Origin of the sequence: uncultured Aliivibrio sp., from assembly GCF_946479765.1 — a bacterium.
GTDB lineage: Bacteria > Pseudomonadota > Gammaproteobacteria > Enterobacterales > Vibrionaceae > Aliivibrio.
The window spans coordinates 1-9,566 of the sequence record NZ_CAMLHO010000073.1 but is presented as its reverse complement, the minus strand read 5'-3'; the positions used below and the strand labels follow the sequence as shown (position 1 = coordinate 9,566).

The window sequence follows — 9,566 nt, the reverse complement described above, 5'->3', positions numbered from 1 at the left end:
TTGCTTACAGACTGTTCGAACGGAAGGGGGAATGCAAATTTCCCCTTTTTTTATTGCTAAGCTATTGTAAAATTAACGGTCAATCGCACCAGTATTATTTTTGACTGAAAACAGGTATGAATTTTCAGCATAATTTGCAGTAATTGGTGATTGGCTATCGAAGGGACTCTTCCCATTTTTTCAGAGAGAAATGATAATGCTTAAACCCAGTGATACATGGAATTGGTATTACGACAATAAAGCACAATCTCTAATGCTCGATTTAGGTGAGGACATGGTATTTCGTGTTAACTTGCCTTATAAAGTACTTATTGATAGTGCTTTTGATGAGTGTAAATTCTCTGTTGATGATGCATCTGCTTACCAGATGTTCGTAGAGCACATTTCTTTTCTTCCGCTATCTGAGCCTCGTAAAGTAGAGCTTGCGCTTAACTGCGTGGCTGCTAAACGCTTTCATAAGCCAATGCTGCCTAAAAGTTGGTTTTTTGAACCTCAAGGTGAAGGGCATTTACCAGAAGAAGGTGAAATTGTTTCTCTTAAAAATGATTTAGGGGAAGGACATTTTATTATTGTAGAGAACTATGAGTGCGCCAGTATGTGCATGCTAGTGGATATGGGCTCCTTTGCGTTAAGTCCTATTAAATACATGGCATTTTGTGAACCAATTAAAGTCATGCATGACCGCATGGCAAAGATGCAGGTCGTAAACTCTTCTTATTACGCCTTAGTAGGGTAGTTAGCCGATAAAGACCTTCACTATTGCTACCTTCATTTCATTGTTGATATTTATCCCTCTTCGTTACACTCCAAGCTTTAACTCTCCTTTAAATTGTATTCTAACGTTCATCGCAATGGCTTATTAGGCGTTACTACGTCTCTATTTTTTAAAAAATCCCCCTACAATAAGTCAATTGATTGAATTCCAGCCTCCTAAAAATGAGATCTCGAGCCAAGAAGTATAAAAAAGCCTCATGTTAATTCCTTATATTTACCATGCTATAGAACCGCATTGACCCATTCGATTCCTCATTTATTATGAAATGTAAGAAACTTACAGCTGAAAACTTACGCTGGAGTAGTCCAAAGTTATCGCGCCGCATAGTCTCGTTTTATGATTCCATCGAGAAACAATGTTTAACGGAAAATGAACTTGTTGATAATAAATCTTTGTTTTAAAAGAAATAAATGAGCATGCAGGTTTGGTGTTTATCTACAATCTATTTGTCCTCTTTCAGTAAGATTCATGTATAATGCGAGGTAATTTAATAACCAAAAGAATCCCATGAAAAAATACTTAGCCATTACTTCTAAAGGCCTTGAAAACCTACTTGCTGACGAACTTATTGCACTTGGTGTTACTAACCCAAAATTAGTTTACGCAGGGGTTATGTTTGAAGCTCCAACCGAGGTTGTTTATCGTTGCTGTTTATGGAGCCGTATTGCTTCACGTTTTGTTCAAGTTCTTTCTGAATTTGATGTTCGTGATGATATGGACCTGTATCTAGGTGCTTCTGCAATTAATTGGCCTAGTTACTTCAGTGCAGATAAAACATTGGTGGTGGATTTTAATGGTACAAACCGTGAGATTCGCAATAGCCAATACGGTGCATTGAAAGTAAAAGATGCGATTGTTGACCGTTTCACCAAGGCGGATTTAGATCGTCCAAATATTGATAAAGCAGAACCTGATTTACGCGTGCATATGCGTTTATCTGGCGAGAAAGGGATTCTTGGTTTTGACTTAATCGGCTCAGGTTTACATCAACGTGGCTACCGTACTGAAGCAGGTCGAGCACCACTTCGTGAAACATTAGCTGCTGCCCTGGTACTTCGTAGTACATGGGATGAAAGCAAACCGCTATTAGACCCAATGTGTGGTTCAGGTACGTTACTGATTGAAGCTGCCCTAATGGCGTGTGAAATGGCACCAGGTGTTAAGCGTGAAAAATGGTGTTTTGAAGCTCTGAATGATTTTGATGAAGAGTTATGGACTGAGATCCGTTCAGAAGCTCGAGTTAAGAGTCGCCGTGGTGTTAAGAAAGTAGATACGCATTTTTACGGTTTTGATCGTGATTATCGTGTAATTCAAACCGCTCGTGATAATGCTCGTCGCGCTGGTGTTGAAGATTTAATTACGTTTGATGTTGGTGATGCAACTAAGATTGAACGTCCAGAAGCATTTGAGAATGGCGTTATTATTTGTAACCCTCCTTATGGTGAGCGTTTAAGTACAGAGCCAGCATTGATTGCATTGTACAGTGAATTTGGTCGTCAACTTAAAGAACAGTTTGGTGGTTGTACTGCATCAATCTATTCAAGTAACGATGATTTACTTGCGTGTATACGTATGCGTGCTGATAAGCAATTTAAACTGAACAATGGTGCATTACCTTGTGTTCAAAAAAACTATTCAATTAGCGATTCAGCTGAACGTAAAGACGCGGCGAACGTTGAAGTTGCTCCTGAATTCATGAACCGTCTTAAAAAGAATTTGTCTAAGATTGGTAAATGGGCACATAAAGAGAAATTAGATTGTTACCGTATTTATGATGCTGACTTACCTGATTACAATGCAGCGATCGATGTGTATAAAGATTACATCATCATTCAAGAGTATGCGGCACCAAAAGAAATTTCAGAAGACAAAGCTCGTCGTCGCTTAACGGATATGATCCGTGCAACGGTATTAGTGACTGGCGTTGAAACTAATAACGTTATTTTGAAAGTTCGTCAAAAGCAATCAGGTAAAAATCAATATCAAAAACTGGCTGAGAAATCTCGCTCTTTTGATGTGAATGAATACGGCGTAAAACTGATTGTTAACTTACAAGATTACCTAGATACAGGTTTATTCTTAGATCATAAATTAACACGTAAGATGATCGGTGAAATGGCAGCAGGAAAAGATTTCCTAAACCTATTTGCTTACACCGGTTCTGCTACTGTTCACGCCGCTTGTGGTGGCGCTAAGTCTACAATGACCATTGATATGTCTCGTACCTACTTAGAGTGGGCTCAGAAGAACATGAATACCAATGATCAAACAGGGACTCAGCATCAGTTCTTACAAGCAGATTGTCTGCAATGGCTACAACAAGCTGACGGTGAGTTTGATTTAATATTTATCGACCCACCAACGTTCTCGAACTCTAAGCGTATGGAACAGACGTTTGATGTTCAACGTGATCACATCATGTTACTTCAGAATCTAAAGCGTATGTTACGTAAAGACGGAACGGTCGTATTCTCTAACAACAAACGTAACTTTAAAATGGATGACGAAGCGTTAGAGAAAGCAGGCCTTCAAGCTAAGAACATTTCAAAACAAACATTGCCGTTAGATTTTGCTCGTAATAAGCATATTCATAACTGCTGGATTATTACTCACAAGGAAGACTAGAGATAATGATTACTCTCTACAGCACGGAAGGCTGCCACCTATGCGAGCAAGCGTTTGATTTACTCGTTGAGGTGGGTGTAAATATGGAACAAGTGGATACCGTAGATATTGCATTTGATGATGTATTATTTTCTCGTTACGGTGTCACAATACCTGTTGTGGCTAATTGCTTATCTGAGCTGAATTGGCCCTTCGATATATCACAACTAAAGAATTGGTTAGAAGACAATGGCATTACTTACAATTAATAACGGTCAATTAGCGTTTGGTGATCATCCGCTACTAGATAAATCTGATTTTGCTCTACAAGAAAATGAGCGTGTGTGTTTGGTTGGCCGTAATGGTGCAGGTAAATCAACGTTGATGAAAGTTATTGCTGGTGACATCATTATGGATGACGGCAAACTTCAAATTAATCAAGATGTGGTGGTTTCTCGTTTAGAGCAAGATCCACCGCGTAATGAAACGGGTACTGTATTTGATTATGTATCAGAAGGTTTAGCAGAAGCGGGTAAATACTTAAAAGAGTATCACCATATCTTAGATTTATTGGCGACTGATCCAAGTGAATCAAACATTAATAAATTGGCGAGAGCGCAAGAGCAGATTGATAACCTTAATGCATGGCATTTTGATACCCGCATTCAATCTGTTTTAGAATCGCTAAAACTTGACGGTGCTATGCTATTAACCGATTTATCGGGTGGTTGGCAGCGTAAAGCGGCATTGGCTCGTGCATTGGTTTCTGATCCTGATGTATTGCTTCTTGATGAACCGACGAACCATTTAGATGTAACGACGATTGAATGGCTTGAAACGTTCTTAAAAGACTTTAAAGGTTCAATCATCTTTATCTCGCATGACCGTGCATTCATTCAATCAATGGCAACACGTATTATTGATTTAGACCGTGGTAAATTATCTTCTTATCCTGGTAACTATGAAGAATATTTATTGGCTAAAGAAGAAGCCCTACGTGTAGAAGCCGATCAAAATGCACAGTTTGATAAAGTACTTGCTCAAGAAGAAGCGTGGATCCGTGAAGGTGTTAAAGCGCGTCGTACTCGAAATGAAGGGCGTGTTCGTGCTTTAAAACAATTACGTCGTGAGCGTTCAGATCGTCGTGAAGTGGTAGGAAAAGCTAATATTCAAGTGGATGGTGGTAATCGTTCAGGTAAAATTGTATTTGAAGCCGAGAACCTTCATTACTCAATTGATGGTAAAAACATTGTTAAGAACTTCAGCTTCAATGTTATGCGTGGTGATCGCATTGCCTTAATTGGTGCGAATGGTTGTGGTAAGAGTACCTTACTTAAACTTATGCTTGACCAATTACAGCCAGATTCAGGTAAATTGTATTGCGGTACAAAACTTGAAGTCGCGTACTTTGACCAATATCGTGAAGCGTTAGACCCAGAAAAAACGGTTATCGATAACTTGGCAGATGGTAAGCAAGAAGTAACAGTAAATGGCCGTGAGCGTCATGCTTTGAGCTACTTACAAGATTTCTTATTCTCTCCAAAACGAGCTCGTCAGCCTGTTAAAGCGTTGTCTGGTGGTGAGAAAAACCGTTTGTTACTTGCGCGTTTATTCCTTCGTCCAAACAATTTATTAATTCTCGATGAACCAACCAATGATTTAGATATCGAAACATTGGAACTTTTAGAAGAATTACTTGCCAACTATGAGGGTACGTTATTACTTGTTAGTCACGATCGTCAGTTTGTTGATAACACAGTAATGACCAGTTGGATTTTTGAAGGTGAGGGCCAGATCGAAGAATTCGTAGGTGGCTATCACGATGCTCAACGTCAACGTGCTAATGTACAAGCAAGTCGTGATGCAATGGCTCCAAAAGTAAAAGAGAAGGTTGAACTAGTTGCTGCGAAAACTCAAAATGCAGAACTAGCGGCGAAGCCAAAGAAATTATCTTATAAGTTACAGCGTGAGCTTGAATTGCTTCCTGAAACATTAGAAAGATTAGAAAATGAAATTACAGAATTTCAAGAAAAAGTGAACGACGCGGCGTTCTTCCAACAAGATCCTAAAACGACAGAAGCTGTTTTAGAAGGATTAACTCAAGCAGAAAAAGCATTGGAAGTCGCATTCGAGCGTTGGGAAGAACTTGAAGCTCTACAATAGGAAGTTAAATGAGTAGTAAATTACAATTAACCACATTAGCTGTTTTGGTGTCCGCTGCGCTTCCTGCGCAAGCGGCGCTTTATAAAGTGGTGGAAGTAAATGCAGATTCTTCTGGAAGTACTGAGTATTATGGAACAGCGGTTGAACCAATTATACTTAATCCATTAACAGAGCCTTTAGGGTGTTTTGGTGGAATAACGGTTGGTGGAAAAGCATGTGATAGTTTTGCTGTTGCGAATGAAACTCGCAATTGGGCTGAAGGCTTTTCATACCGTGAAGAGGTTACTTTTGCCATTGATAATACATTTGACTACATCGAAGATGGTTATGATGGTTTTGAAGATTATTGCTATAATCAGTTAGGTTATTCTACCTGTGAATACTGGGCTTCAACACAATGGAGTGGTTGGAGTAAAGAATTAAATGGGGGTTCAACGCCTCCTAATAACTCGGCTTCCTTTATTGAGAAGACGGCTTTTAAAGCCTCTGGTATTAACGTAATAATTAATAGTTTAGTCTCAGCAACTGAGCCTGTAGGTAATTACCTCTCATCAGCAACTCGAAATCAAGCATTTAACTCTGTGGCTGTGGATTTAGCTAATGGAACAGGGCTACAATCTAGAGCATGGGCTAAAGAAGGCACGTATACAGTTGGTAGTGTTTCATCTGGTAGTAGCTATTTAAATAATTTTTCTAAAGCAGCAATATGGAATGGTTCTGCTGCACCTGTAGAACTTAATTGGGAAAATACAACGGATAATGGCAGTGGGAATGATGTTTATACTCAAGGTAGTGCTCGCGATTTAATCATTGATACTAATGATTCTAGTCGCATTTATATCGTAGGGTATAATAGTACTGCTGATGGTGACTCTCGTTTAATGCAAGCTACAATTTTTAAACAAAAGGTTGCGGGCTCTGATATTACTGTGAGTAATTGGGATTCTAATACGGTTTCTAATGCTCAAGTAGAGATCAGTGGCGATTATGTTAACTCAAATTCTGTCGTAACAAATATAAACAAAAATTTGGTCGCTGTTGGGCAAACAAAACGTTCTGGTAGCTACCCACAAAATGGCGCTGCAGCAAATCGTTTATTTGTAGTTCCTAATGCGTCGATTGCTTCACCAAGTGCGACATACTTTTCTGGTGGAATTTTCTTTAATGGCGCTGGTGGCGAAATGGGTGGCATTAATAATTTTAATGAAATTGTTGGTCGTGTCGATGCTCAAACCCATCGTGAATATGATGGTAAACAACGTCGTCAACGTGCGTTTATTTATCCTTACAAGCCAACAGAACTTGCTCGTGGGGATATATTCCAAAATAAAGCTTGGCTTTTTGATGACTTAACCAATGATGGTAAAGTATCTGGAACAACAGATAACAATAACCAATACCGAATCTATGATGCATCAGACATTAATGATGCGGGTGTTATCTCTGCAACTGCGACTAAGTGTAGCGGTGGATATGACTCAACGGCTCATGATTCTTATTGTGGTGATGGTAATGCCGATGAAACGATTGTTGCTGTTAAGTTAGTCCCAATTGCAGGCTCTACATCAGGTGATATTAAAACGCGTGGTTATGAAAATAACACGACAGAACGTCAGGGCGGTTCATTCGGATTTGGTGCTCTGACATTACTTGGCTTATTTGGTTTCATGCGAAAGCGAATTAAATAAGAACAATTTATAAGAGTAAGCCCGAAGTCACAAACTGAGACTTCGGGCTTTTTTTATACTTGAAAAAAGACTCAAACTGTCCGATTCTTAATATTGTCATCATGAAGTGTTCGTGATGAACCCTAACGGAAAAGGGTAAAAATAGTAAAGTAGTATATTTATTGAAGCAATACGCCTTCCATCTATGAGGACTGAACTATGAAGAGACAAAAGCGTGACCGTTTAGAACGAGCACAATCACAAGGTTATAAAGCAGGGTTAAATGGCCGTTCATCAGAGAACTGCCCATATCATCAATCAATGGATGCTCGTTCATGTTGGCTTGGTGGTTGGCGCGACGCAAGAGACGACAAACATTCCGGTTTGTTTAAATAATTAAGTAGAATTTCAAATTAAAGCCTCCTAGTGAGGCTTTAATTTTATCTAGCGTAAAGTCGAAGAACAAGTAAAGATGATAGTGAAGTATATTCACACAAGATAACGCACTATAACTTTAGGTATTTGTGTAAAAATAAAGCCAGCACAAGGCTAGCTTTATCAATCAATAGAATTCTTTAATTAGAATTTTGATGTATCTTGGAAAAGACCTACTTTAAGGTCTTTAGCAACGTAGATTTCTTTACCATCAACTAGAACGCGACCATCAGCTAGGCCCATTACTAATTTACGGTTAATAACACGCTTGAAATCAATTTCATACGTTACTTTTTTAGCAGTAGGTAGAACTTGACCAGTAAATTTAACTTCACCCACACCTAGAGCGCGACCTTTGCCTTCGCCACCAATCCAACCAAGGAAGAAACCAACAAGTTGCCACATAGCATCAAGGCCAAGACAACCAGGCATTACTGGATCACCAGGGAAGTGACAGTCAAAAAACCAAAGGTCTGGAGTAATATCTAGTTCAGCAATCACTTTACCTTTACCAAATAGGCCTTCAGTTTCAGACATAAGAGGGATGCGATCCATCATTAACATGTTTGGAGCAGGCAGTTGTGGACCGTTTGGACCAAATAATTCACCACGGCTTGATGCTAGTAAATCTTCACGATTATATGAACTAGGTTTGTTTTGCATTAAAGTATTACTCCTAAATAAGTTGCTGTGATTCTAGCGAACACTTGTACGCTTATCAAGTCGGATCAGCGCTGGTTAAACCAGTTCTTGATACGACATAATAGAGCAGAACACTGACTCGGATTATGCTCAACATCTTCAATATGTTGAGCTATTAAAGAGAGAATCGATTCATGTTCTTCAGAATGTAATGGTAAGCCAGTTAATAGTTCAATTGCTTGATCTACATGACTAATACCATGAATTGTAAACTGTTTATCTTCAACAGCTCGAATTACATCGTCTGACAATACAAGATTAATTCCATTTGTTTCTGGGATAATAACACCTTGCTCACCAGTTAACCCGCGTTTTTCACACAGCTGGAAGAAGGCTTCAATTTTCTCATTTACTCCGCCAATGGGTTGAACCATACCGAATTGGTCTACAGAACCGGTAATAGCGAAGCTTTGATTAATAGGTTTAATTGCAAGGGCGCTTAAAAATGCACATAGCTCAGCAAGACTTGCACTATCGCCATCAACTTCACAATAAGACTGTTCAAATACCATTGATGCTGTAAATGGAAGTGGCTCGTGAGCATTTAATTGGCTAAGAATATAAGCTTGCATGATCAACATACCTTTAGCATGCAGATCTCCACCTAATTCCACCTTACGTTCTACATCTGATAACTCGCCATCACCAGCATGAACTACACAAGAAATACGTGATGGTTCACCATAAGAAATAGGGTGCCCAGGAACTGATACGACGGTTAATCCATTAATTTGACCAACTTTTTCACCATCAGTTTCAATGAATATATTTTGTTCTAAAATATCATCCAATGCGCGAGAAGGTAGGTAAGACTCAATATGATATTTAGCCTTAAAAGATTGAGTAAAGTCTTCAGCACTAATATGTGTTTTAGAAACAGATGCCGAAGAAGCGTGGGCAAGGATGGAGTTTAACCACAATAAACATAAATTCAGTCGAGTTTGATCTTCACATTCTCGAGCGCCTAATTTAAGCAATGGCAGTAAGGCTAATCCATTCTCTAGCGGTAAATGCTTCTTCTGATTTGAGAGCGAACTAATTAGATGTAGGTAACTAGTTACACTGTCACTTGATAATTCTGTATCAAACTCATATTCACCAAACATAGACATACCCGCTAATAAATCAGGTTCTAATTGTTCGATTTCACCGAGTAAGGCACGGTCACTTACAATGACTAACTTCACATCAGCAGTTAGATAATGTGTTTTTTGCATTGG

Annotated in this window: 8 protein-coding genes; 6 read left to right on the top strand and 2 right to left on the bottom strand. The window is 39.0% G+C overall.

From position 1 onward, the window contains the following. Positions 1 to 196: 196 nt before the first annotated feature. From Q1K78_RS16105 to rmf, 6 genes are all read left to right on the top strand, one after another. Entirely contained in the window at positions 197 to 736 is a 540-nt protein-coding gene (locus tag Q1K78_RS16105; protein ID WP_300181210.1) for a cell division protein ZapC, read from the top strand. A gap of 546 nt (positions 737 to 1,282) precedes the next feature. Further along, positions 1,283 to 3,400, top strand: coding sequence for a bifunctional 23S rRNA (guanine(2069)-N(7))-methyltransferase RlmK/23S rRNA (guanine(2445)-N(2))-methyltransferase RlmL (gene rlmKL, locus Q1K78_RS16100; RefSeq protein ID WP_300181207.1), 2,118 nt, complete (start codon positions 1,283 to 1,285; stop codon positions 3,398 to 3,400). A gap of 5 nt (positions 3,401 to 3,405) precedes the next feature. Continuing rightward, on the top strand, positions 3,406 to 3,648 hold the full coding sequence (locus Q1K78_RS16095; protein WP_300181204.1) for a glutaredoxin family protein: 243 nt from the start codon (positions 3,406 to 3,408) through the stop codon (positions 3,646 to 3,648). Beyond that, positions 3,629 to 5,542 (top strand): ABC transporter ATP-binding protein, encoded by a 1,914-nt coding sequence (locus tag Q1K78_RS16090; protein WP_300181201.1) that lies wholly within the window; start codon positions 3,629 to 3,631, stop codon positions 5,540 to 5,542. Before Q1K78_RS16095 ends, Q1K78_RS16090 begins: the two co-directional genes overlap by 20 nt. An 8-nt stretch (positions 5,543 to 5,550) precedes the next feature. After that, entirely contained in the window at positions 5,551 to 7,230 is a 1,680-nt protein-coding gene (locus Q1K78_RS16085) for a DUF3466 family protein (protein ID WP_300181198.1), read from the top strand. A gap of 198 nt (positions 7,231 to 7,428) precedes the next feature. Beyond that, positions 7,429 to 7,605: a ribosome modulation factor gene (rmf, locus tag Q1K78_RS16080; RefSeq protein WP_300181195.1), complete on the top strand. Its 177-nt coding sequence runs from the start codon at positions 7,429 to 7,431 to the stop codon at positions 7,603 to 7,605. 183 nt (positions 7,606 to 7,788) lie between these two features. On the opposite strand, the gene fabA is transcribed toward rmf, so the two are convergent. Then, on the bottom strand, positions 7,789 to 8,307 hold the full coding sequence (fabA, locus tag Q1K78_RS16075) for a bifunctional 3-hydroxydecanoyl-ACP dehydratase/trans-2-decenoyl-ACP isomerase (protein WP_065591117.1): 519 nt from the start codon (positions 8,305 to 8,307) through the stop codon (positions 7,789 to 7,791). Positions 8,308 to 8,372: 65 nt separating this feature from the next. After that, positions 8,373 to 9,566: S16 family serine protease (locus tag Q1K78_RS16070; protein WP_300181184.1), on the bottom strand; the 1,194-nt coding region annotated here is incomplete at its 5' end.

Excerpts from the sequence above, each read along its gene's own strand:
- rmf (WP_300181195.1), top strand. The coding sequence starts at position 7,429 with ATGAAGAGACAAAAGCGTGACCGTTTAGAACGAGCACAATCACAAGGT.
- rlmKL (WP_300181207.1), top strand. The coding sequence starts at position 1,283 with ATGAAAAAATACTTAGCCATTACTTCTAAAGGCCTTGAAAACCTACTT.
- Q1K78_RS16105 (WP_300181210.1), top strand. The coding sequence starts at position 197 with ATGCTTAAACCCAGTGATACATGGAATTGGTATTACGACAATAAAGCA.
- Q1K78_RS16085 (WP_300181198.1), top strand. The coding sequence starts at position 5,551 with ATGAGTAGTAAATTACAATTAACCACATTAGCTGTTTTGGTGTCCGCT.
- Q1K78_RS16090 (WP_300181201.1), top strand. The coding sequence starts at position 3,629 with ATGGCATTACTTACAATTAATAACGGTCAATTAGCGTTTGGTGATCAT.
- fabA (WP_065591117.1), bottom strand. The coding sequence starts at position 8,307 with ATGCAAAACAAACCTAGTTCATATAATCGTGAAGATTTACTAGCATCA.
- Q1K78_RS16095 (WP_300181204.1), top strand. The coding sequence starts at position 3,406 with ATGATTACTCTCTACAGCACGGAAGGCTGCCACCTATGCGAGCAAGCG.